The organism is Candidatus Babeliales bacterium, from assembly GCA_035944115.1.
GTDB lineage: Bacteria > Babelota > Babeliae > Babelales > Vermiphilaceae > DASZBJ01.
Genome location: DASZBJ010000058.1, coordinates 17,551 through 38,556, shown reverse-complemented (window position 1 = coordinate 38,556; position 21,006 = coordinate 17,551). Strand labels below are relative to the sequence as shown.

At 38.4% G+C, this 21,006-nt stretch carries 25 protein-coding genes, 1 tRNA gene and 1 pseudogene; 6 read left to right on the top strand and 21 right to left on the bottom strand.

All coding sequences use genetic code 11. The features are described from left to right. Positions 1 to 44: 44 nt before the first annotated feature. Both VGT41_06690 and VGT41_06685 read left to right on the top strand, forming a co-directional pair. Positions 45 to 839, top strand: coding sequence for an ABC transporter permease (locus tag VGT41_06690; GenBank protein ID HEV2601947.1), 795 nt, complete (start codon positions 45 to 47; stop codon positions 837 to 839). Positions 840 to 856: 17 nt separating this feature from the next. After that, complete coding sequence (locus tag VGT41_06685) at positions 857 to 1,651, top strand: ABC transporter permease (protein ID HEV2601946.1); 795 nt, start codon at positions 857 to 859, stop codon at positions 1,649 to 1,651. Positions 1,652 to 1,711: 60 nt separating this feature from the next. Here VGT41_06685 and VGT41_06680 read toward each other — a convergent pair whose 3' ends face one another. From VGT41_06680 to VGT41_06670, 3 genes are all read right to left on the bottom strand, one after another. After that, positions 1,712 to 2,062: a hypothetical protein gene (locus VGT41_06680; protein HEV2601945.1), complete on the bottom strand. Its 351-nt coding sequence runs from the start codon at positions 2,060 to 2,062 to the stop codon at positions 1,712 to 1,714. Positions 2,063 to 2,145: 83 nt separating this feature from the next. Then, on the bottom strand, positions 2,146 to 2,502 hold the full coding sequence (locus VGT41_06675) for a hypothetical protein (GenBank protein ID HEV2601944.1): 357 nt from the start codon (positions 2,500 to 2,502) through the stop codon (positions 2,146 to 2,148). Positions 2,503 to 2,591: 89 nt separating this feature from the next. After that, complete coding sequence (locus VGT41_06670; GenBank protein HEV2601943.1) at positions 2,592 to 2,933, bottom strand: hypothetical protein; 342 nt, start codon at positions 2,931 to 2,933, stop codon at positions 2,592 to 2,594. A 250-nt stretch (positions 2,934 to 3,183) separates the two neighbouring features. Between VGT41_06670 and VGT41_06665 the strand changes: the two genes are divergently transcribed. After that, positions 3,184 to 3,495: a hypothetical protein gene (locus VGT41_06665; GenBank protein HEV2601942.1), complete on the top strand. Its 312-nt coding sequence runs from the start codon at positions 3,184 to 3,186 to the stop codon at positions 3,493 to 3,495. Then, positions 3,492 to 4,346, top strand: coding sequence for an HAD-IA family hydrolase (locus VGT41_06660; GenBank protein ID HEV2601941.1), 855 nt, complete (start codon positions 3,492 to 3,494; stop codon positions 4,344 to 4,346). Before VGT41_06665 ends, VGT41_06660 begins: the two co-directional genes overlap by 4 nt. Positions 4,347 to 4,388: 42 nt before the next feature. Here the strand turns inward: VGT41_06660 and VGT41_06655 are convergent, their stop codons facing one another. The 6 genes from VGT41_06655 to VGT41_06630 form a co-directional block, all read right to left on the bottom strand. Next, positions 4,389 to 4,763, bottom strand: coding sequence for a hypothetical protein (locus tag VGT41_06655; GenBank protein HEV2601940.1), 375 nt, complete (start codon positions 4,761 to 4,763; stop codon positions 4,389 to 4,391). Positions 4,764 to 4,887: 124 nt separating this feature from the next. Beyond that, a complete protein-coding gene (locus tag VGT41_06650; GenBank protein ID HEV2601939.1) occupies positions 4,888 to 5,295 on the bottom strand; it encodes a hypothetical protein in 408 nt (135 codons plus the stop codon). A gap of 53 nt (positions 5,296 to 5,348) precedes the next feature. Continuing rightward, positions 5,349 to 5,822 carry an NUDIX domain-containing protein gene (locus VGT41_06645; GenBank protein HEV2601938.1) on the bottom strand — a complete coding sequence of 158 codons (474 nt, stop codon included), beginning with the start codon at positions 5,820 to 5,822 and terminating at the stop codon, positions 5,349 to 5,351. Positions 5,823 to 5,957: 135 nt separating this feature from the next. Then, positions 5,958 to 6,392, bottom strand: coding sequence for a hypothetical protein (locus VGT41_06640; protein HEV2601937.1), 435 nt, complete (start codon positions 6,390 to 6,392; stop codon positions 5,958 to 5,960). A gap of 70 nt (positions 6,393 to 6,462) precedes the next feature. Continuing rightward, positions 6,463 to 7,185 carry a hypothetical protein gene (locus VGT41_06635; protein ID HEV2601936.1) on the bottom strand — a complete coding sequence of 241 codons (723 nt, stop codon included), beginning with the start codon at positions 7,183 to 7,185 and terminating at the stop codon, positions 6,463 to 6,465. 29 nt (positions 7,186 to 7,214) lie between these two features. Beyond that, positions 7,215 to 7,628, bottom strand: a complete 414-nt coding sequence (locus tag VGT41_06630) for an SET domain-containing protein-lysine N-methyltransferase (GenBank protein HEV2601935.1) — start codon at positions 7,626 to 7,628, stop codon at positions 7,215 to 7,217. Between the two features lie 320 nt (positions 7,629 to 7,948). On the opposite strand from VGT41_06630, the pseudogene VGT41_06625 reads away from it, so the two are divergent. Next, positions 7,949 to 8,257 (top strand): annotated as a pseudogene (locus tag VGT41_06625) (ATP-binding protein). A gap of 9 nt (positions 8,258 to 8,266) precedes the next feature. Continuing rightward, a complete protein-coding gene (locus tag VGT41_06620) occupies positions 8,267 to 9,298 on the top strand; it encodes an ATP-binding protein (protein HEV2601934.1) in 1,032 nt (343 codons plus the stop codon). Between the two features lie 378 nt (positions 9,299 to 9,676). Here the strand turns inward: VGT41_06620 and VGT41_06615 are convergent, their stop codons facing one another. The 12 genes from VGT41_06615 to VGT41_06560 form a co-directional block, all read right to left on the bottom strand. After that, positions 9,677 to 10,204, bottom strand: a complete 528-nt coding sequence (locus VGT41_06615) for a GNAT family N-acetyltransferase (protein ID HEV2601933.1) — start codon at positions 10,202 to 10,204, stop codon at positions 9,677 to 9,679. Continuing rightward, on the bottom strand, positions 10,173 to 10,889 hold the full coding sequence (locus VGT41_06610; protein ID HEV2601932.1) for an HAD-IA family hydrolase: 717 nt from the start codon (positions 10,887 to 10,889) through the stop codon (positions 10,173 to 10,175). Before VGT41_06610 ends, VGT41_06615 begins: the two co-directional genes overlap by 32 nt. 62 nt (positions 10,890 to 10,951) lie before the next feature. Next, entirely contained in the window at positions 10,952 to 11,269 is a 318-nt protein-coding gene (locus VGT41_06605; protein ID HEV2601931.1) for a hypothetical protein, read from the bottom strand. 82 nt (positions 11,270 to 11,351) lie between these two features. After that, positions 11,352 to 11,426 (bottom strand) — tRNA-Gln (locus VGT41_06600). A gap of 16 nt (positions 11,427 to 11,442) precedes the next feature. Beyond that, positions 11,443 to 11,727 (bottom strand): septation regulator SpoVG, encoded by a 285-nt coding sequence (spoVG, locus tag VGT41_06595; protein ID HEV2601930.1) that lies wholly within the window; start codon positions 11,725 to 11,727, stop codon positions 11,443 to 11,445. Between the two features lie 105 nt (positions 11,728 to 11,832). Then, positions 11,833 to 12,735 (bottom strand): 16S rRNA (cytosine(1402)-N(4))-methyltransferase RsmH, encoded by a 903-nt coding sequence (rsmH, locus tag VGT41_06590; GenBank protein HEV2601929.1) that lies wholly within the window; start codon positions 12,733 to 12,735, stop codon positions 11,833 to 11,835. A 222-nt stretch (positions 12,736 to 12,957) separates the two neighbouring features. Then, positions 12,958 to 14,352: a UDP-N-acetylmuramoyl-tripeptide--D-alanyl-D-alanine ligase gene (gene murF / locus VGT41_06585; GenBank protein ID HEV2601928.1), complete on the bottom strand. Its 1,395-nt coding sequence runs from the start codon at positions 14,350 to 14,352 to the stop codon at positions 12,958 to 12,960. 61 nt (positions 14,353 to 14,413) lie between these two features. After that, a complete protein-coding gene (locus tag VGT41_06580; GenBank protein ID HEV2601927.1) occupies positions 14,414 to 16,759 on the bottom strand; it encodes a DNA translocase FtsK in 2,346 nt (781 codons plus the stop codon). A 54-nt stretch (positions 16,760 to 16,813) separates the two neighbouring features. Continuing rightward, the gene (locus VGT41_06575) at positions 16,814 to 17,614 is read right to left on the bottom strand and encodes an undecaprenyl-diphosphate phosphatase (GenBank protein HEV2601926.1); all 801 of its coding nucleotides are present in this window, start codon (positions 17,612 to 17,614) and stop codon (positions 16,814 to 16,816) included. A gap of 9 nt (positions 17,615 to 17,623) precedes the next feature. Then, positions 17,624 to 18,157: a hypothetical protein gene (locus tag VGT41_06570; protein ID HEV2601925.1), complete on the bottom strand. Its 534-nt coding sequence runs from the start codon at positions 18,155 to 18,157 to the stop codon at positions 17,624 to 17,626. Then, positions 18,151 to 18,681 (bottom strand): hypothetical protein, encoded by a 531-nt coding sequence (locus VGT41_06565; protein HEV2601924.1) that lies wholly within the window; start codon positions 18,679 to 18,681, stop codon positions 18,151 to 18,153. Before VGT41_06565 ends, VGT41_06570 begins: the two co-directional genes overlap by 7 nt. Positions 18,682 to 18,699: 18 nt before the next feature. Next, positions 18,700 to 20,556, bottom strand: coding sequence for a hypothetical protein (locus VGT41_06560; GenBank protein HEV2601923.1), 1,857 nt, complete (start codon positions 20,554 to 20,556; stop codon positions 18,700 to 18,702). Positions 20,557 to 21,006: the final 450 nt, after the last annotated feature.

Genomic DNA, 21,006 nt, shown 5'->3' with positions numbered 1-21,006 from the left:
ACCCTTGAAGATTACTTCTTAACTGTTGCTAAAAAAGGAACCGTATGATTTCATTAGCACCGATTTGGGCAACCGTGTTACGGTATGCCCGCGTATACAAACAAGATTGGAACCTCCCCCTCGCTGGATTTTATTGGCCCATGCTGGATATACTCATCTGGGGTTTTTTAGGAACATGGATTGAAAACTCTCAACCTGATCAATTTCATAATTATAAAGCAGCAGCATTGCTTGGTATTCTTCTTTGGCAATTGGTAAGTAGAAACTGTAACATCATGTTTATGTCATTTCTTGAGGAGCTGTGGTCAAACAACGTGGTAAACTTATTTTCTTTGCCACTACGAATCACAGAATGGATGATTGGCATAACGCTCTTTAGCTCAATCATGATCTGCTTAGTCTCAATGTTTTGCATATTTTTTATCTATCTTTTGTATGATGTATCGATTACATACCTCATTTCAACCTTCTTAATTTTTGCACCACCACTCTTTATTTCTGGTATCTGGATCGCTTTTACCTGCTTGCAGATTGCAATCATGTTTGGCAAACGGGGCATAGAACTTGGATTCATTGTGGGATGGATGCTCGCTCCATTCAGCGGTGCATACTATCCACTGGATATGCTCCCGCATTGGGCACAAACAATTAGCTCCTTTTTACCGATGAGTTATGTTTTTTCTGGCATGCGAGGATACGTGATGCATCAGCAAGACCCAACATCATATCTGATTATCGGATATGCACTCAGCACATTGTATGCAATCAGCGCAATCACCCTGTTTATCTACTGCTTTAACCGCAGTAAGAAAAATGGACTTTCTCGACTCGCAGATTAAAACCACAAAGGAACATAATGTTTGCGCCAGCAGTAATTTGGGCAGTAATAATACGCCATCTTCGTACCTACATACAAGATTTCAATCTTACCGTGGTTGGGTTCTTTTGGCCCTTATTTGATATATTGGTTTGGGGAATGTTAGGAGCATGGATCCAACAATCACAACCAGAACAATTACGCAACTATCAAGTGACTGCACTACTTGCCATTATATTGTGGCAAGTAGTAAGCCGAGGGGCGCACACCATGATTAGAGCCTTTAACGAAGAACTTGCGTCAAATAATATAGTAAACCTATTTTCTCTACCGATTGCTACCAGTGACTGGGTGATAGGTATGATATTATTTAGCACAATCAGAACAGTTGTAAGTTCCATTTTCTGCATACTAATCATCTATGGTGCGTATGGCATATCAATCTGGTATATGATTTCCACATTTCTCATTTTTTTTCCACCACTATTTTTTTCCTGCATCTGGGTTGGCCTTACTTGCTTACAAATTATGATCAGCATTGGAAGACGAGGCATAGAGCTTGGATTTATAGTTGGATGGGTATTGGCACCATTCAGCGGTGTATTTTATCCAACTGACATTCTTCCTTACTGGGCGCAAACAATTAGCGCCGTTTTACCAATGAGTTATGTTTTTTCTGGCATGCGAGGATATGTGATGCATCAGCAAGACCCAACATCATATCTGATTATCGGATATATACTGAGCGTATTGTATGCAATCAGCGCAATCATCCTGTTTATCTACTGCTTTAACCGCAGTAAGAAAAATGGACTTTCTCGACTTGCAGATTGATAAACATAGAATGGTATGTAAACAAGTAGGCGCATTATAAACATGCGCCTACTTAAATTTTTATTCCTCTACTGCACCTCTATATAACCCGCTGTAATGGGTAAACAAAGCTTGCGCCTTTTTGCCATCATATTGATGAATGGCACCACCTCTTCGTTTCTCAATATACTCATACCCTTCTGGTGGCGTATGGGTACAATACCCAGTCCTACCATTTGAAAAGTGGACAACATACTGCAACCTATTGGGATTGGCAAAACTAGCTTTTTCAATCAAGTGTGTTGGCCTCTGCAGCCGAAGGCGTAGCTGGTCTTGTCTCAAATCCTCGAGAGACACTCTCCTACTCTGCATACCCTGCAAAAAAGCAGCACTAGTAAGGGCAAGTAATCCAATAATCTTACTGCGCATCATACAAAAAACCCTTCGCACTTATATTCATCTTATATTTTCATTATCTCTACTTTTGCCAATACGCGCATCGTTTTTACGCGGTGTTAATTTGCTGCGTAAAGACGATAGTGCTTAAATAATATTTGTGCCTGTTGGCCACTATGCTGATGCACTATTTCACGATTGAGATTTCGCTCTTCATAATGGTATTGATCTTGTACATATTTCCCCGCTGGCGTATACGTGCACCATCCTATGCTCTTATTGGGAAATAGTAAAACGTACTGCTCACCATTAGCAATAGGATTTTTTCTAATAGAGTGTACTGGCCTTTGCAACTCTGGAATTAGTTGTTGTCCTATCACAATTCTCCTCGCACGAAAATCTTGGTGCTGCATAGCAGCATCCAAAGAAGAAATGCACGCAACGGCACATAATGCAATAATCTTACTGTGTATCATATAAAAACCTTTCATAACGTACATTTATTGTATTTTTTAATTACCAATACAGGTTTTACTCTTCAGAGAGAAGCCACTACGGTGCGATCCTAGTTTAGTATGTAGCTACGATAGTGCTTAAATAAGCGCTCCGCATCTGGACCACTGTGTTGAACGCTATCACCGTTTAATCTTTGTTCATAATAATGATATTCTCCTTTGTGCAGTATATGAGCGAAATGCGCTACACTCTGATCTGCAAAATGGATAACATATCTCAATCCACCAGGACGCATAATTCTATCAGCCGAACGTACAGGCCTACCCTGTAAAAGCGAACAATCTGATAGCTTTCTCTTAATTTGTATGCGTTGAAAATCTTGCTCCTGCATACCATGTAAAGAAGAGATACAAATAGCTGCACATAATCCAATAATCTTATTGCGCATCATAAAAAACCTTTCAAATTAGATAATAAAAAGTGAAAACATAGTATAACCTTTTTATTTTTTATTACATCATTCCACTCTTATATAAAATTTATTTCCATATCATTGCCTGTTGGACATGCAATCAACAAGCCATTGAACAGGTAACACCATCAGCTCCGCCATCGAGAATCCTATAAACAATTGACGCATCATAATTGAATCTGATAGGTTCACATCTCATACCGCAATTAAATAAAAATAGGAGAATTTTATGAAATATGTATACATCATCATAAGCACATTATGCATATATCAAACAACACATGGCTTTGAAATACCCAAATCTTCATTGGAAGTTGTAAAAAGTGAAATTGAAACTTCTTTAAAAAAAGCTCAAGAAACAAACGATAAAAAACTGGTCGATAAATACTATGCAGAACTTACTGAACTCAATAAAAAAATAAAAAAATTTGAACGTGAATGGCTCCAATACCGCAGAGGTCAGCTCGCAACCCAATCAGAAACCCCAGAAATCACTGCCGAAATTAATCAAATAGATGCATTACTCAGGTCATCTGAATGATGAAATATCGTTCTTATCTCCGTACACTCATCATTATAATAAGTTGTTGCACAGCATCTGCTTATAGCAAAGTAATAATCTGGGATTTAGGAGATACTCTTTTTGGCACATCATATGTTACTTTCGCCCGTCAAATTGGAGTACACCATTTTATAAACTACATGCTATTCGATTGGCAAAGTCCTAACATTCGTCCCATGGTGTTTGACGTATTATCAAAAATAAATCCTCCAGAAGAGTTCCCACGAGAAATCGCAACGGATAGTGAAGGCACTCCATTACCTATCATCATGAATAGATGGCTTGCAGGGATTATTTCCGGCCAAGAGCTCCTCAAATCGGTACGCGATTATATAGAACATCTTGATAAGCAAAAATATTTTATCAGCAATCGACAAAAAACGTTGGTTCTTAAAACATTAGAACAGATGTTTGATCCCGAATCACTGGTCAATGCAACGTACCCGCTGCCCGATGCAATTGCCCTCCTTAATGATTGTTACCATGCCAAAAAGCCTGATGGATCTCCAAAAAACACGCTCCTTGTCTTATCAAATTGGGATACTGTATCATTTGATTTATTACAAAAGCGATATGCCGATATTTTTGATACCTATTTCAAAAAAAACCACATCATCGTTTCTGGAGCGATTGGGCTTATAAAACCGGAAAAAGAAGCATTCAAATACGTGCTTAATACGTATAAACTCGATCCCGCAGATTGTATTTTTATCAACGATTTATATGAGAATGTTCTGGCAGCACAAGCAGCTGGCATCACTGCACTGACCATATGCAAAGGTAATTATAAGTCGCTCCGTGCGATATTGAAAAAACTTGATGCGCTATAAGGCCAATGCAACTGCCCTGTTTGCTCGAGATCGATATAAAAGCTATCGTTGCGCTAAACGGCGATAAAATGATTGATATTCATCAAATAATAATTTCGCATCCTGACCATCGCGTCGTATTAACACTCTATTGTCAGATCCCTTTTCCCAATACGTATATTGAAAACCGTATCTGTCGTAACGCGCATAAGTACACGTGCCAATCGATCCAGTTTGAAACTCAACCACATATTGCAGTAAAATGCCATTGTAATTTCGCTCTTCAACACTTGTTATTTTTACCCCATTTTTTAAACGCCGCAACCCTTCTTGTTCCGCTCGTAACTTTTTCAAAGATCCTCTCTCTGGCTCACGCATGGCATGTAAAACAGTAATAGAGAACAGTATACATACTCCAAGAATCGCATTGCGTATCATAAAAAAGCCTTTTGCTAACAAACCTACAAATCATTCTACTTTTTATAAAGCGCCTCCAAGACGTGAAAGTATACTCTACTTTTCACACCAACAAAACCAAAGCCTTGCTCTACTGCGTTTTTTCTTATTGGTTCAAAGATTGCTGATATACATATGCTTGCCGCAAAAATCCAAATCTCTTTTGCGCATAAAGATCTGTATATGCCTTATCAAGACGGTTTGTGGGATAATAGCTTCTATATATACGCATGTACTGGCCACGCAGCTGACCTTCGAGAAAAAAATGCGATTCCTCAGAACGACTCTGACTACATACCTGATATGTGATTTTGCTCGTATCGGATCGCTTAGACACTTGCAGTCCCTCTTTTTTTAATCCATGCACAAAATTAATAACATATTTCATATTTAACAAACTGCAGATGAGAGGCTCTTGCACACTTCTTTTCTGTACATCTAGCTGGGATTGCATCGCCATCGAAGGAACTATGTAAAAAGTCCCTGTTAAAAAGATAATTATATTACGCAACACGGCACATCCTTTATATCAAATAATATACAATACATACAACTGATATCCTATCATCACGGTATAGTAATCTTCAGCCATTTATTTGGAACAGTTTCAACAAATTTGTTTTGAATATAATCCAATGCTTTTTTTTGCCCATCAAATTCTAACCGCTGCCGCGCATCGACATATGAAAGCCATGCAAATGCATCATGCTCATCTGGCGAAAGTCTAACTTCTTGACCATCCTTTACAAACGCAGCAAACACAGGAAAGTGCACAATCATGTCGTACCGGAACTCATAAAAGGCTTCGATGTAATCCGCAGAATACAGCTCATCGACGATAAGATCCGTCTCTTCTTTTATTTCTCGCAGCGCCCCCTGCCACACCAGCTCATTCTCTTCACATTTACCCGCTACCATCTCCCAAATTCCCGATAGGCGTTCTCCAGATCGGCGTATCAATAAATATTTTTCTTCGTTATGGATTTTTCTTATTACAAAAACAAAAATCCCAAACGGGCGAATACCATTGCTCTTATGCATACGTCTACACTTTTTAATTTTTATAAAACTCTTCTTTTAAATCTTCCGGCTCGTCTAAATCATTGTAATTCATCAAAATCTCATCGCTAGCTTTGATACCCTTGTATGCAAGGGTATAACACAAAGATTCTGAAGCTATTCTTGCTCTTCTTTCTGATCTTCTTGTTTTTCTTGCTTTAATATTTCCTGATATGCGTATGCTTGCCGAAACAGATCAAACGTTTCTTGAGCATGTGAACGTAAACAATCAAAATCAAACCAGCTGTATACTTGGTATACACGCTCATACCGCTCTTTCCCTGGTCTATCATACAAAAATCTTACTTCATCTAAGCCATCTCGATCTCGCAAAGCATATGCTATCACACCTTCATCGATCAGCTTATTTACTTTTCGCCCATCTGCTTGTATCTGTCCAAGGAAATTCATAATTTTTTGCCGTTGTAAAACAGCACGCGTAAACAGAGGCTCAAAATTATTTTTAGCTACAACAACTCGGGATTGCTGCATCGCGCACAAAGGTACAACAAAAATCATTATAAATACCGCCGTGATTTTGATGCAAACCATACTGGTATTCCTTAAACAATTTCTTTATAAAACGCTTCTTTTAAATCTTTCGGCTCATCTAGATCATTCGCTACTCATTCTCTTCTTTCTGATCTTCTTGTTTTTCTTGCTTTAACGCTTCCTGATATTCATATGCTAGCCGAAATAGATCAAACCTTTTTTTAGCATCAGAAGGTTGCTCATGACACGCTCTTCTCCGTTGCTCCAAGTATTTACCTTCTGGTTCTAATTCATTCGCAGCTAAAAAACTTACTGTTTCAGAGCTATTTTGACCAACCAAACTGTATTTTATTGTAAGATCAGTAGCCCTCTTACGAATTCCGAGTCCTTTAGCCTGCATATCGTCAAAAAAATGTATTATTGCTTGCTGCCCTAAAGCACGATTCTGCAAAAACGTCGTCAAAGTCTCTTTATTCGCCGCCAGTTGAGCCTTCCCCATCGCACGTAAATAACATTGCTCAATTAAATTGAAATATCCTGTATTATCTGATACATCGCCCTCCCAACCATTTCTACGACGGCTATATCTAGATGCACCAGTTGCAAAAAAAAGTTCGGCGATAAGACGATCGCCGCTTGGTAGATTTGCAGTATATATTGTCGATTGAGGAGTGCTTGTCATAAGGATATTAGTCCGACCTGCTTTTAATTCGCGCATCTCCTGCGAGGTTATGCGCAAGCGAGGTTTTTCAACATTATGCGGCATCGGCGATTTTCCAACATTATGCTGCATCGCTTGTAGAGAAGAAACAAAAACAATCATAAATAATATAACTAGCTTATTACGCACCATACGCCAACTCCTTTAAATTTAAAGATCAATTATTTATAAAACTCTTCTTTTAAATCTTCCGGCTCGTCTAAATCATTGTAATTCATCAAAATCTCATCGCCAGCTTTGATATCTTTGATTGCATATAGGGTGTTGACGTGACTTTCATCATTCCATTCAATACTTGCCTGGTGAGCAACGTTAGGATCAAAAGAATGATTTAGATACCACCCTATTTCCATGCGATCAAATCGCTCAGGCGCAATACATTCTTGATCATTAATGTAAATACAATACTTGAGCAGCTCTTGCGGAATATCACAAACTTTTAGCCGCCGTACAGGATGATTCTCTTGCCTAAATAGTATAGTGCCGGATGGAATATCATGCGTTGCAAAAAACCCAACACCACCAATTGGTGACGGCTTTAAAACAAAAGAAAATTCGGTCGAACAACCTGACATACTATCCTCCTGAATAGCAAAAGAAGAAAAAATATATACTGCACAAAAAAATACAAGAAAATAGGTTTGTTTCAATAACGATCTCATTGCGTCCTTCTCTAAAAAAACGATCTAACCACGTATTCTTTAATTTCACAATGCTCCAGTATACCGTTTTTATAAAAAACCGATCCTCGAAAAAAATATGATTCAGTGGAACTTACATTGGTAGAGTGATAGCCTTAAAGAAAATTATGAAATAGCAGTCTAGTAATTGGAGTTTTTTGATGAAACTATCTCAACTAAAATCATTGGTCAAAAAGGGTTAATCTGAGCAATTAGAATTTAAGACCACTACTGCTAATATTACTTCTGGCATGCAAACTTTGTGTGCTTTTTTAAACAGCGATCAGGGTGGAACGGTTGTTTTCGGCGTGACCAATACTGGCATTGTTAAGGGACAAATTGTGTCCGATGCGACAAGAAAAGATATTGCAATCGAACTCAACAAAATAGATCCTCATCCTAAAATTAATGTTATATATGTACCGATTGATGATAAACACAAAGCGATTGTTTTAAGAACGGAAGCCGGAGAAAGTGCACCTTACACATACGATGGTCGTGCATACATCCGCAATCAATCAACAACAAGCCGAATGTCAAAAGAGGAATATATATATCTTCACAATAAAAACAATCAAACAACATGGGAGTCCTTGACCGGCAATACATGCACATTGAGTGATCTTGATCGCAACAGGATTAAAGAAGTAGTACGTATGACTGTCTATGAAAAAAGAATGCCAGAGCCAGCCATATCTGAGAGCATTCCCGATATCCTCAAAAAACTACATTTAACAATCGATGGAAAATTGACCAATGCAGCGGTAATCCTGTTTGCAAAAAAAGAGGATAAACAATTTTTGCAATGCAATATGAAGATGGCTCGTTTTCGAGGTACAGATAAATCAGAATTCTTCGATACAAAATCTTTTAGAGGCAATGCTTTTGATATATATGATAAAGCAATGGATTTTTTGGTGTTTTCTTTGCCAGTAGCTGCACGAATAGAACCTAATAATCCCATTCGTGTTGAAAGCCCCGCAATACCATATAAGGCTTTACGCGAAGCCGTGACTAATGCCATAATTCATCGGGATTACAGCCAGGCAGGCGGCTCTATATCAATTGCAATATATGATGACCGCGTAAATATTTCTAACACTGGTACTTTACCTAAAGGCGTTGCCCTTAATCAGCTCTCAAAAGAACATCAATCAATTCTGCGCAATCCACTGATTGCACAAGTATTTTATTTGTGTGGAAAAATTGAAAAATGGGGACGTGGGACCGTAGAAATGATCAATGATTGCAAAAAAGTTGGCAATCCTCCGCCTAAATATGAAGAAATTGGAGGCGGCTTTTCATTAACATTGCCTCTTAAGGAACACATTAGCAGTATCAAAAAACAAAAACCCGCAGAAGTTGATTTAAATGCGCTTACTAGTCGACAAAAGAAAATTATACAAGTGTTGGGCCAAGGGCCGCTGACTACGGCAGAGATTATAAGGAAAATGCGATTAACGATCACCAACAGAACCATTCAGCTTGATTTGCTCAGGCTCAAGGAATTAGGCTTCATCAAATCTACTGGTAAAGCCAGGTTTACTATGTGGTCATTGGCGTGATTTGATCGCGAAATGATTGCGAAATACAATGACAAGTTTATTTCCTTACTAGAGGCCGAAACCATCGATCAAATCGATGCTTTCGTGGTTATTACTGGCAGTTTGATCGCGAAATGATCGCGAAATCCAGCGACAGTTTTATTCCTTTTAATCCAATACATAATCAACAGCATGGCTTGTAAAGTATAACCCTAATCCAGCAACGATATAAACCAGTAAAAACAATTTTTTCATTTTTTATCCAATATATTTTATAATATTTTGCTTAAAAAACGTCCCCATGTCATCCTCAAAATAATTTACGCAGCAGCTGCTGCGTAATTAATGCAAATTCGTTCAGTAGAAAATTTATAGAATGGAATTCACGATAATATAATTTTATATATCATACCGCATCAAATATGCATTACCATACGGCGTTTCACACAGCCCAACTAGTAGAAAGCCCACCTTTTCATAACAACGAATTGCCGCTTTATTTTCCGGATCTGGGTCAACAATTACCGTTGTTATATTGGGATCAACCGTTTTTATAAATCTGATAAAATCTGTAACCATTCGCGTGCCATATCCTTTACCAATATATGCAGGCTCACCAATTAATTGATCAATGCCAACAGTGTGCTCTGGGAATTTCGGCAGCCATTTACCTGCCTTCTCATTATTGTAGTCAATGTGATACATTTGTACGTATCCAATTGGCTTATCATCAATCAACGCAATATACGGATGCGTATCTGATGAGCGAATTCTTTTAAGAAAGTGTGCAAAAAAATCTTCTTCTTTTTCTGGCGTTGGCCACCAACACGATACATGTGGTTGTGCAAACCAATGACGCAATAAAGGAAGATGATCAATAGTTACTGGAAAAAAACTAAACATTGCGCTTAATACAATCAAGTTCATTAAAAATCCTTGCTAATTCTTGTTCTGTTTGCTGCCAATCACGATGCGTCACTGATTGTATACCATATCTTTGCGCTGCGCTTGTATTGGTTGCGCTATCATCAACAAAAATGGTCTTTTCAACATCAAGCGATAAATTCCGCACCATGTACTCAAAAATCTCAACTTCAGGTTTTATAAAACCAACATGAGCTGGAATAACAATGTCATGCTCATCAAAAAGGGCAAACAACTCTGGAAATGTATCTTTAATGAATGCAAATGATTCTGGATCCCAATTTGATAAAATCAACGTTCGAATTCCATGGTTTTTACACTTTTTAACAAAGGCAAAACCTTCTTGATCGAGCAGCGTTAATGGCGTTAATTTTTCTGGCACTAGAATAAACTCTGAACCATACTTAATAAGATTGCGCTCCTGCGGGCTTATAAAAAAAGAATCATATTCCTGACGATCGATTGCCGCTTTAATCGCATGCGCCAGCTCTCGCCCAGAAATATGACCCACGAGCCAATCCCGCTTACAATCTTTACCAAAAATCAGATGAATAAATGCAAACATCCGATTAAATATACGCGGTATTTTACCGTTAACTTCTCCAATATCTACGCCAGCTGGCAACACGCCCGCCAAATTTATTTCTGCTTCCTCCAATAATACACCGCCCAAATCGAATATGATCATCTACTCGCCTTTAAAGACACTACTTACAAGGCTCATCATTATCACCACCAATAACCGGATGCTCATAACATATAATACAGTTTTCTTAAGATATGAAATTGTGCTGGATCTAGCTGCTCTTTAGACGAAACACCACGATCGTCTTCCGTAATAAGCCAACACTCAACACGCTGATGAGCTGGTTTTAAATAATTATAAGAAGCTTTAACCCAGCCTGTACCATCTACCGCGCCATCTAATAAACGAGCATAATACGTCTTTCCATCAGGCCGACGCGTAAGCAGAATTGTATCAATATCTTTACCATGAATCACATTTTCAGCATGCGTAGCAGGAACAAACGAAGCTGCACAGGCAATAACAAACAATATTCGTATCATAAAATCCCTAAATCCCTTTGATTATTTTTGACAACAAAAAAGTCATTGTTGCATAACAATGACTTTTAAACTCAAAACAAAATGGCTGGGGCGGAAGGATTCGAACCTCCGGATGCCAGGACCAAAACCTGGTGCCTTACCGCTTGGCGACGCCCCAACATTACCTAAATTTCTTACTCGTCTGATTCTACCGCTTCGCCACTCTCGATCACTTTTTTATATTCAGCGACAATAGACTCTTCGATAACTGTGCGCATCTCAGAATTTAACGGGTGCACAATATCCCTAAAAGTTCCATCTTTCCGGCGTCGTGATGGCATAGATACGAAAAGGCCTTTATCTCCTTCAATAACTTTTAAATCACGTACAATAAAGCTATTGTCAAAGACGATCGTTGCATAAGCCTTCAATCTGCCACTTTCTTTTGCCGGATATACTTTTACTTCTGTTATTTTCATGTCACCTATCCTTAGCAATATATATACTAACTTTCCTTCTTCTGGGTATTTTTACCCATTCGAACATTAAGTTTATAGTGCAAACCCTTTTTGTCAAACAGTATTTCACACATGTTGTACAACACGTAATCGCGCAGAACGTGCTGACGGATTTGTAGCAATTTCTTGATCAGTTCCAACCACACCTTTTGGCGCTAAATCAGTCACTGCTCCCAATATCGTCTGATCTTTAAAAAACTGTTTTACCAATCGATCTTCTAATGAATGAAAACTAATACAAACCAATCGTCCGTCAGGATTCAAATGAGATACTGCAATTGCTAAAAATGCCGTAATATTATCGAGTTCTTTATTCACATAAATACGCAATGCTTGAAACACTTTTGTTGCCGGATGAACACGACGATGCAATTTTTCAGGAGCTGCACGCGCAACAATATCTGCAAGTTGCTTAGTCGTCCTAATTCGTTTTTTGCTTCGTGCTTCAATGATAGCTCGTACAATTTGGCGCGCTCGCCCTTCATCACCATATTGCCAAAATATTTCACACAACGTCTCTTCTGTTGCAGAGTTAATTACAATCTCTGCCGTTGTTTTTTGATGGGCCACCGACATACGCATATCAAGCGGTGTATCACGGTGAACTGAAAAACCTGGCCGCTCAGTTATCTGCACTTGAGAGGTACCAAAATCAGCGAGGATGCCATCAAATTTTTCAACATCCATTTTTTTAAGTAGCTTATACAGATGGGCAAAGTTCCCCCAAACTAACACCAACCGAGAACCGAATTCTTGTACCATTGGCTCACCATACTCTTCAAGAATATTTTGATCCCAGTCAATGGCAATCACTCTGCACGTTGGCTCTTTTTCTAAAATTGCGCGAGTATGTCCACCAACACCAAACGTAACATCCAGATATACACCACCTGGTTTTATATTAAGATATTCTAACACTTCTTGTATAAGAACGGATTTATGACCTACTGATTGTTCCGGTGTTTCCACTATGATTCTCGCATACGTTAAAACCAACCTTCGCTTATACTGAGTTTCCGACTTCGCCAAGGCTACGTCGGACAAGCCGGCTGGCATGAATGAGTAATCTAATAATTAATATTTTATCAGTATACTATAGCAACCTTCCGTTGCCAATATACCCATTAAAATGCCCAAGGCGATAGTCATTATAACTACCGCCTTGAAGATATTTACTGCTTATGGATGCTCTTACTTATCAGCCATCTCACGGACTAAATTCGTAAGACCCATGCCATTAGAACCCTTAACAAGAACCAACGATTCCTCATCAAGAATCTCATTAAGCTGCGTTATCGCCTCTTTCCAATCGCTTACACACGTTATTGCAAGCCCTACTGGCACCGTTTTACTGGTCCATTTAACCAAATCACCGACAAAAATCGCATGTTTCAGTGATGGTACTTTGCGTAAAAACCGTCCTAATTGGCGATGCCAAAACGGGCTATTCATACCCAGTTCAAGCATATCACCAAGAACTACAACTTTCTTAGCGCGCGTATCTATTTTCTGGAATGCAAGCAAGGCTGCCTTCATACTTTCTGGATTTGCACTGTAACAATCATCGATCAATGCACCTTTGGATTTATCTTTAAATGCTCGTGTTTCAAAGCGACCAGAAATAACCGGTGGCGCATTGATAGCAGCAACTATTCCTTCTGCTGGTACACCTAATAAATGGGCAACCGATGCTACTGCTAACGAATTGAACACAGCACCTTCATGCACATTGGCAATCGAAATATTATATTTTTCTTTATAAATTTTTAGGGTAAAGGTCGTAGCGGATGTTCCGATATGAATTTTACGTGCCTGAATTTGATTTGTTGTTTTAGTACCAAATTTTAACACGGGATGCGGATACCCAACTTGCGAAAGCAATAATTGATCTCCGTTTATTACCCCGATATTTTCAGCAGTAAAATATTTAAATACATCACGCTTTTCCAATGCAATGTCAACAACTGATCCAAGCCCTTCCATATGACTATGACCAATTTTAGTAATCACTGCGGTAGTTGGACGTAAAATGTCTGATATACGAGCCATCTCATTACGCTTGTTAATACCAACTTCAAAAATAGCTACTTTATGTGATGTACGCATACGCAATATATTTAACGCAACACCTATCTTAGTGTTTTGATTACCAAACGAGACCATATAGGGAATGCCATGCATATCCAGTACATGTGCTAACAATTCTTTAGTTGATGTTTTCCCTACAGAACCTGTAATGGCAACAACCGGATAATTAAAAAATGAACGCCAGACCGTCGCTAATCTAATCAACGCATACTCTGGCTTTGGCACCACTAAAATTAATTTTTTCTTAAGTACATCAGCATCTACAGTCTTTAATATATCTTTCTTATCGTGCGCTATACAAATACCGCCAGCACCTTTTTTTATCGCGTCAGCTACAAAATCATGCCCATCTACTTGTGCACCCGGAAGTGCAAAAAAGATATCGCCTTGTTTGAGAGTGCGCGTATCGATACTAAACTGTGGATCCAAAGGAAACACCGCATTAACAATCGATACTTCTGTCAGTGCCCCTTGTATAAAATGCTCATCAAAACGCATTGAATGTCTCCGTTTTTCGCCCTGTTATTATCAAATTTAATCTATTATATATTCTCTTTTTTTACCGAATTACTTTTCTTGGTTTGCCACCTTCACTCGGCATAATTAAACCACGCGATTGCAATATTTCAATAATACGCGCAGATCTATTATATCCTATTCTAAATTTTCGTTGAAGCAAAGAGATTGAAATATCATCAATTTCTTGTAAAAAAATAAGTACTGCTTCATACAACTCATCATCTATTGTTTTCACTTCTTGATTAGAATCAGTCAACTCACGAATAAGATCCCGATATACAACAGGACGTTGCGCACGAATATGATCAGTTACCGTTTTAATTTCATGATCAGATACATATGCACCATGTACCCGCGTTAGTATTGAATGTGCTGAATCAAGAAATAGCATGTCTCCTTTTCCTAATAATTTATCAGCTCCAGAACAATCTAAAATAGTACGCGAATCTACTTTTGATGTCACTCGAAACGAAATTCTACTGGGAAAGTTTACTTTGATCAACCCAGTAATTACGTCCACTGACGGTCGTTGCGTTGCAACAATCAAATGAATACCCGCTGCGCGCGCCATCTGCGCAATACGAACAATTAATCCTTCAATTTCGCGGCCTGCTGTCATCATCAGATCTGATAACTCATCAATAATCACTACTATCAGTGGCAACTTCTCATCTGCTTCCATCATTTTATTATAATCACCATAATTACGTGCACCATGTTCAGCCATCTTTTGATAGCGCTCTTCCATCTCGTGCACAACCCATTGCAAAACAGGAACCGAGTCACGTGGATTAGTAACAATCGGGAATAATAAATGCGCAATATCAGCGTATGGCGCAAATTCAAGCCTCTTGGGATCAATCAAAATAAGACGCAGACCATCCGGAGTGTGTGCACACAGCAAACTAATAAGCATGCTATTGAGTGCAACCGACTTTCCTGATCCTGTTGAACCCGCTACTAATAAATGAGGCATTGTCGCCAAATCTGCTACCACATTATTGCCAATCGTATCTTTTCCTAATATAAGCGGTAATTGCCCAGCATATTGCATATACAAATCTGATTGAATAATATCCGCTAAAAGAACGCTCGTTCTGCGAGCATTTGCAACCTCAAAACCGACAACTGATTTACCCGGAATCGGTGCAATAATACGAATACTCAATGCTTGCAACGCAAGTGCTAAATCATCTTCAAGCGCAATAATCTTACTGATTTTTGAATCAATAGTAGGCATATACTCAAATAAGGTAACTACTGGCCCTGATTTTATAGAAGTTACTGATCCCGCAATACCAAAACAGCGTAACTTTTCTTCTAATATATGCGCTCGTTTTTCTAATTGCTTCATCAGCTGCACGTCATGTTCATGCCCCTGCGTGCCAATAAAAATAGATACATTCGGTAATTGGTACTGATCAACTACAGGCGCAGCACCTTCAGATGGTTGCGATGGTTCCTCTGGCATAACAATCGTTTCAGGAATCGGTTGAGAATTCAGATGCTCCAGATGAGTAACCGATGAAACCAGATTTTCATTGTTACCATTGTTCAGTTGATTAACCACATGCTCAACTGGCATTGCAGCAATTGTTGTACGATGTAACAATGCTGATACATCTGTATCTTGATAATCAAGCGCTGGATCATCATATTCTGGTGCGTCATATTCAAGTGGCGTAGATGCAAGACCAACATAGTGAATTGCCGCACGAGCTGCACCAATAATGCGCTGCCCAATCCAGCGAACAAAATCTGTCCCGCGCACCATAACTGGCGTTAATGCTCGCACTGTTACTCGAAACCATCTATAGAGTGTGTACATATATCGTTTAACCGTTAAAGATCTAAACCAAGCAATAAAAGAAAGTTGTGTGATGATAATAGAAGAGGCAAGCAATGTGGTGTAAATACACAACACAGCCCCTACATAATCAAACCATCGGTACAGTAATCGCCACATATGCAAGCCAATAAAACCCCCAGGAACATGTGCGCCACCAATCATAATTTTATATGCGGCAGACAGTGTTGAGACGGCAACAATAAAAACTGCATACGCACCATATCGATCCCATTCAGACCGTACCGGCAATCCATACCACAACAAATAAATCGTAAAACAAAGTGGGGCTATACAAAAAAAAGAGCCTGAACCGAACAGATAAAAAAAGAGTGCCGCTATCTGCGCACCCACAAAACCGCATGCATTAGTAAGCTGGAATCCATCACTGGTTGCATACCACCAAGAACTATCAGTGGGATTATACGTGCATAATGATAGAGAAAGAAAGAGGGCAAGCGAAATGAGAAAAATAATGTGCAACTCTCGTTGATACGCTCCAAACCATACTTGCTTCTTCACATAATTTGTTTTACGCACAACGTACTCCATACCACTACAAAAGATTCATCACTTAACTGTTTTGATAAAAAATTATCTGACAAAACACCAGACCGTAATCGGCAATATCATATATACCGAAAACCACCACATACGATTGGTATTTATAAGATAATCCATTACCACTAAACCAATCCACGCTCCAATCATTGCCGCAATCATAACTAAAATAAGATCAACATGCAAGAATACCGTCTGTATCTGCAACCATCCTAAGCCATATGCACTTTTTACAAACGCAGCAAAAATCAGCGGCAGCTCTATCAAAAAAGAAAGCTCAAATGCTCGCCGTGGCGAAAACTGTAACCATCGTGCCGCCATAAACGTAAAACCAAAGCGAGAAATTCCTGGCAACAATGCAATGCCTTGCGCGCATCCTAAAATAATCGCCGCCATCCCATCAAATTTTTTATTCTCATCAACTGCATAATATTTTGTTAACAACAAACTCATTGCGGTAACGCATAGGCCAAGCCCCAATGGAAAAAAATCTTTTCCGGTATGCTTGAATAAGAAAAAAAATAGCAGAGTACAAAGATCTGCTACCAGAACGAGCATACCCCACGACACAATCTGCCAAAACCACGTTTTATCCCACGTTACCAAAGCCAACCAGCGCCTTGCAAAAAACAGCGCGAGAACAATAACTGTAGGACCATGCAGAACATTGAGTATTTCTTGCCATGCTTCGACGGAACCATCTAACACCACTGGCATATGCGCAACGCCACACCACTGCATTAACCGTTCAAATAAAATGAGATGACTAGAACTGCTAATCGGAAAACTTTCTAAAATAATTTGTAAGGCCGAAAGCCAATATAAAAGATTCATATGTAGTACTCACTGAGGTTCTAAAGTTGTAATATATATGTCTTGAATATACTGCTGCTGTATCTTTTCACCCCAAAAATCGTCATCATCCCAACCAGGATCACCCGGATTTATAACTCTAAAATCCTGCAAATTGCCATGAGTCGCAACTCGCTGCACTTCAGCTAAAAATGATGCAAGAATCTGATCAACTGAAGACAATATATTAAACCGCCCTTCAGGTGGCAATACAATATCTTTGCCTGATAAAAAATCAAAACATAAATGCTGTGACATTTCATCAATCCAAACATAAAATGTTACAGGAGTATAATTCATCTGTCTTTTGAGTTGCTCAATACGAACTTGCACTAATTTTTCAATAAATTGTTGCAAATCCTGCATAGTCAGTTTTTTTATAAGCTTCTTATCAAAACCGACCTTCCACATATTCTCGCATATTTCTTCTTTTTGACGCGCAGGATTACCCGTTATTAAAATATTTGCATCAAATATCTCTTGAAAATCATCGTACTTTTTTATATGGGCATAATTTATTAACATGGAGTTACTTTGAGCGTTGTAACGTATACGTCCTGAATCCACTCCGGTTCATCATCATCCCAACCAGGATCTCCTTCCCAGCCTGAATCTGTTCGAACCGACTCTATAAAATCATTAAGATTACCGTGAATTGCAATGCGTTGTGCTTCAGATAAAAATATTGTAAGCACAGGATCAATTGAAGATAATAAATTCAATCCACGCTCAAAAGGCAGCTTAATATCTTTGCCTGATAAAAAATCAAAACATAATTGCAACGCTGCTTTTTCAAACCAAACATAAAACGTTACTGGTGTATGATTGCTCTGCCTTCTCAATTGTTGCACACGGCTATCAATTAATTTTGCAACAAACCGCTGTAAATCATCAATCTTCAGCTTTTGCACAAATTTTTTATCAAAAGAAAGATGCCAGGTATTCCACTCTAGCTCCTCCCTTTGACGCGCAAGGTCTCCTGTGATTAAAACATCCACATCAAACAATGCTTGAAAATCATCATGTTTTTTTATTGTTATATAATTCATAAGAAAACTGGTAACTCCTTAAAAAGGTATCAAATCTTTCATTCGAATAGTTCTACCAATAGGTCCTTTATGTTTATCCATTATTCTTCCCGTTTTTAGACATACATCCCAAATCCATTCAAGATATGTTTTTCGTTCTAAATACACTTTATAATGAACCCCGGCATGATTACTACCATTATCCTTAGACCACCAAAGACCTGTTTCAGGATCACGATAATATTTTCCTCCTCCTGGCAAGCGCCTTCTTTTATCAGCCTTTTTCTCTAAATTCTTAAAAAAATCCTCATCATCATCTGGACCTGGTGCATAGCCAGTATACACTTCCCCTGTAGCTTGCCTATCCAAGATTGCTTTAACTGCAGCATGTATCCCCTTCGCATACACACTACCATCTTTGGAATCATCTCGCGCAGCACGATATTTTTCCGCTGCAGCTTGATTCTTCTTAATTAATTCTGCGGTTAAAATTCTATAGCGCGTTAAACAAGCTTCACTAATTAGCATATTTGAAAGCACTATTTGCTTGTTATGCTGAACGTATCCAACCGCAATATCAGCTTTCTGTACAAATGCAGGCAAAATCTGAAAAATTGTTGTTGTTTGAGAAACAAAAAAATTATTTTTTAGCTTTTGATAATAACTCAATATCCCCTGCATTTCTTTTGTTTTTTGTTCAAGATTATTAAGCAACTCTCTCCAAATAAAAAGGGCTGCATATAATCTAAGAGCAACATCGCAAGGCACATTGTTCAAATTTCTGTTCCAACAACTAACTTCTTGATTATGGCATCCAGAGAAACTAGTAGCGTCTTCCCACGCTTTATCATAACGCACAATCACTTCATTCACATGCAATGCCAATATCAAATGCTGATCGATAATCGCTTGTTGCAAGCGCTCCAGCTCATCATCTCTCAATTGCATAAGCTGTTCTTTTGCAACAGGATTTAATCCTAATTCATATGAAAGATCTGGCAATGCAACAGTATCAAAGGCTTGCGAAGTCCATTCCCGTAAAAAACTTTTAGAAAAATCTAAGATATGTGCTTGATTTGGCCTCACAAAAGCATCTAAATCAGTTTTGATTTTTACTAAATCTTGATATAGCTTTAGCAGCTCTTTTCTTTTAATTTCATAGTAATTCCGTGCCTTAGATACAATGTCTCTATTTTTCAACGCTATTTGCAAAATAGGTAAATTTTCATCGCTCGGAGAAATAGTTCCTACAAGCTTTCCATCTGGCATAAAATTTTTCATGATAAACAGATACAAAGAAAGCATCTCACCTACAACCGCTACAACAGGATTGGAAATTTCTATAGCACCAAGCAACAACGATCCTATGACGGTGATAGTTGCAACATCAAAATTATGCACATACATATCAGGATAAATAAAAAAAGAATTCTGCTCTGTGCTCAGCGCATAAAATAGTTGCGGCTCATCAACAATATCTTTCGCATATACACAACTACCGCCATATAAGATATCACCGATTTCCAAATCGCATGCTGATTTTAACGCATTATCATGGAGATAAAATTGCTGACCTAACGCAACATTGATAACCTGATCATCAACACGCAACTGCACACATCGATCAAGATAATTTTGCTGAACATACAAAATCTTTTGATCACCGTTAAGACCAACTACAATATCCCCTTCTGAAAGATCATGAATCAAAACGTACCCATTCACCGTTTTTATTAGCGTATCTGGCGAAAATCCTTCTGCTGGCTGCCGCACAACATGCGAGACAGGATACCAGACAGGGGTCACCGGTAATAACGCAAACTCCTGCACATCACAAACACTAATCTGCGTGAGAAAAAGTAATAAAAAAACAGTACATCTGAACAATCTATTCATGACACTCTCCAACAATCAATAATACCACAATACGCCCTACTTTTTTTAACAGTAGTTTTGAAAATTCATAACGAGATTTTTTATATTTTGCAAATTCTGTATAACACAACAATTACAAAAATATAACAACCCACAAAGAAGGAATAAAACGTATCATTTTCACATCCCTTGACGTCTATCAGAAAATAGATGACTATGAAGGCCATTGATTTCAGTCACGAAATATGGCTACCCATAAAAAAGAGTTAATGAATCATCTACAATAAGGAGGCATTGACACCGTACAAGATCGATAGTATATGCATTTTTGTTTGTTCATAAAATGCACAAAAGCAGTGAATTATAACAATATATACATTGGATCTCTTTCTGAATGTTGTTAATTTTTTTGCAAAATATGCAGCATGCAATTATCAAAATGGTGGTTTCGAAAGAGCTCTATTTCAGGTC

Coding starts and splice junctions, on each gene's coding strand:
- VGT41_06675 (HEV2601944.1), bottom strand. CDS start 2,502: ATGATACACAGTAAGATTATTGCATTATGTGCCGTTGCGTGCATTTCT.
- VGT41_06610 (HEV2601932.1), bottom strand. CDS start 10,889: ATGATCATATTCGATTTGGGCGGTGTATTATTGGAGGAAGCAGAAATA.
- VGT41_06690 (HEV2601947.1), top strand. CDS start 45: ATGATTTCATTAGCACCGATTTGGGCAACCGTGTTACGGTATGCCCGC.
- VGT41_06635 (HEV2601936.1), bottom strand. CDS start 7,185: ATGGTGCGTAATAAGCTAGTTATATTATTTATGATTGTTTTTGTTTCT.
- VGT41_06680 (HEV2601945.1), bottom strand. CDS start 2,062: ATGATGCGCAGTAAGATTATTGGATTACTTGCCCTTACTAGTGCTGCT.
- VGT41_06605 (HEV2601931.1), bottom strand. CDS start 11,269: ATGATACGAATATTGTTTGTTATTGCCTGTGCAGCTTCGTTTGTTCCT.
- VGT41_06575 (HEV2601926.1), bottom strand. CDS start 17,614: ATGAATCTTTTATATTGGCTTTCGGCCTTACAAATTATTTTAGAAAGT.
- VGT41_06655 (HEV2601940.1), bottom strand. CDS start 4,763: ATGATACGCAATGCGATTCTTGGAGTATGTATACTGTTCTCTATTACT.
- VGT41_06615 (HEV2601933.1), bottom strand. CDS start 10,204: ATGAACTTGATTGTATTAAGCGCAATGTTTAGTTTTTTTCCAGTAACT.
- VGT41_06570 (HEV2601925.1), bottom strand. CDS start 18,157: ATGTTAATAAATTATGCCCATATAAAAAAGTACGATGATTTTCAAGAG.
- spoVG (HEV2601930.1), bottom strand. CDS start 11,727: ATGAAAATAACAGAAGTAAAAGTATATCCGGCAAAAGAAAGTGGCAGA.
- VGT41_06685 (HEV2601946.1), top strand. CDS start 857: ATGTTTGCGCCAGCAGTAATTTGGGCAGTAATAATACGCCATCTTCGT.
- VGT41_06670 (HEV2601943.1), bottom strand. CDS start 2,933: ATGATGCGCAATAAGATTATTGGATTATGTGCAGCTATTTGTATCTCT.
- murF (HEV2601928.1), bottom strand. CDS start 14,352: ATGCGTTTTGATGAGCATTTTATACAAGGGGCACTGACAGAAGTATCG.
- VGT41_06640 (HEV2601937.1), bottom strand. CDS start 6,392: ATGGTTTGCATCAAAATCACGGCGGTATTTATAATGATTTTTGTTGTA.
- VGT41_06565 (HEV2601924.1), bottom strand. CDS start 18,681: ATGAATTATATAACAATAAAAAAACATGATGATTTTCAAGCATTGTTT.
- VGT41_06560 (HEV2601923.1), bottom strand. CDS start 20,556: ATGAATAGATTGTTCAGATGTACTGTTTTTTTATTACTTTTTCTCACG.
- VGT41_06660 (HEV2601941.1), top strand. CDS start 3,492: ATGATGAAATATCGTTCTTATCTCCGTACACTCATCATTATAATAAGT.
- VGT41_06630 (HEV2601935.1), bottom strand. CDS start 7,628: ATGTCAGGTTGTTCGACCGAATTTTCTTTTGTTTTAAAGCCGTCACCA.
- VGT41_06665 (HEV2601942.1), top strand. CDS start 3,184: ATGAAATATGTATACATCATCATAAGCACATTATGCATATATCAAACA.
- VGT41_06645 (HEV2601938.1), bottom strand. CDS start 5,822: ATGCATAAGAGCAATGGTATTCGCCCGTTTGGGATTTTTGTTTTTGTA.
- VGT41_06620 (HEV2601934.1), top strand. CDS start 8,267: ATGTCAAAAGAGGAATATATATATCTTCACAATAAAAACAATCAAACA.